The following is a 1,418-nucleotide window of genomic DNA, read 5'->3' on the forward strand; positions in this document are numbered from 1 at the left end:
CACGCACCGTAATTATGGGCGTGGGTTGCAGCTTTTTCTTTTATCCGGGCATACCAGTGCCTTTCGTAAGGGGAAGCAGGGCAATCCGCGCTTTTATATGTAAATATCTGATATATATAATTTTACAATTCACCTCTTTTTTCGAAGTTCGAACGAATACAGCCAGCCTGTTTTGACCTGCTGTTTTCACCGAATTTGGTTCTATTTTCCTCTGTTTTCCCTTTACAAGGCAATAATTGACAGGCAATCCCCCTGAAAATACCCCAAGCGGTTATAATTCGAACCATTCCGGCATTTAGAAAGGCTGTGAAGATGAAGATGCAATATGTATATATCAGGTTATCAGATTGATAAATTTTCTCAAAAATATCTTTTCCGACTTTGTAAAGCGAATGCCTTAAAATACAGACCTTTGCCCTATCCGAAACAAACGAATCAGATATGGAAATAAACGATAATAAGTTCGACGACAGCATGGATAAAATCCTTGCAATATTGGAAGAACTCAGCAAACTGATGAAAGCCAGGAACCGCCTGAACGGGGAAAATATATACGACAACCAGGACCTGTGCGTGATGCTCAAACTCAGCAAACGCAGCCTGCAACGCCTTCGCAGCCTCGGCCTGCTGCCTTATCTCCAAATCGGACAAAAGACCTTCTATCTGGAATCGGATGTGATGAGATATATCCAAAACCAAATAGACAATAGAAAAAACCTGAATGGAAACGGAAATGACGGAGAAAGTCCGTGAGGGAATATTTTATATGTATGGGTATTAAGTGTTTGCATTTTGATTACTCCGGAAAATCCCTGCGCTGTGATGGCAAAGGGATTTTCTTTTTCATGGAAACAGCTCATTTTTCATTTCATACTACCAAACGGACGCCAAATGCTGCCACCGTCTAACGAGCCGGTTCATATCCTGTTATTTAGTAATACATTAGCCACCTGAAATAATTACCCCACCTGAAATATTCAGGATTTATTTCAACAAATGTAAATCCAACGAGGCTATGTGAAAGCGTAGACGAAATAAAACAAAACGGTCTGCGACCGCGCTAATTATCCAATTATTAATTCGTTACAGGTAAATAGCGACCTGCCTGTTTATCCGGCTGCTTGTAACCTGTAACTCGTAACCCGTAACTGAAAAATGAAAGAAAAATTGAAAGACCCAAAGGAACAGGATGTTCTTCTGGTCAAAGAAAAAGACAACGACAAACTCAACGTTGTTACTGGCATGAACGAAGACGGTACACCCGGAACCGTTAAGCCTGAACAAAAAAATGAACCCGAGTTTCTGAAAATCGACAAACACGGCGATGTATTGGAAAACTTTATGTCCAATTTCCTGCGCCAGTGCAAGGAACCGACCCATTTCCATTTCTTCAAAGTTCCTCTGAACGCATTGGAGAA

Annotated in this window: 1 protein-coding gene and 1 pseudogene; both read left to right on the top strand. The window is 41.0% G+C overall.

Annotated features, from left to right (window positions below; genetic code table 11):
* The first annotated feature begins 441 nt into the window (after nt 1–441).
* The gene (locus D0T84_RS22165; protein ID WP_163310089.1) at nt 442–753 is read left to right on the top strand and encodes a helix-turn-helix domain-containing protein; all 312 of its coding nucleotides are present in this window, start codon (nt 442–444) and stop codon (nt 751–753) included.
* A 402-nt stretch (nt 754–1,155) separates the two neighbouring features.
* Nucleotides 1,156–1,418 (top strand): annotated as a pseudogene (locus D0T84_RS22170) (hypothetical protein); the annotation flags it as partial.

The organism is Dysgonomonas sp. 521 (assembly GCF_010501055.1).
In the GTDB taxonomy this organism is placed as follows: domain Bacteria; phylum Bacteroidota; class Bacteroidia; order Bacteroidales; family Dysgonomonadaceae; genus Dysgonomonas.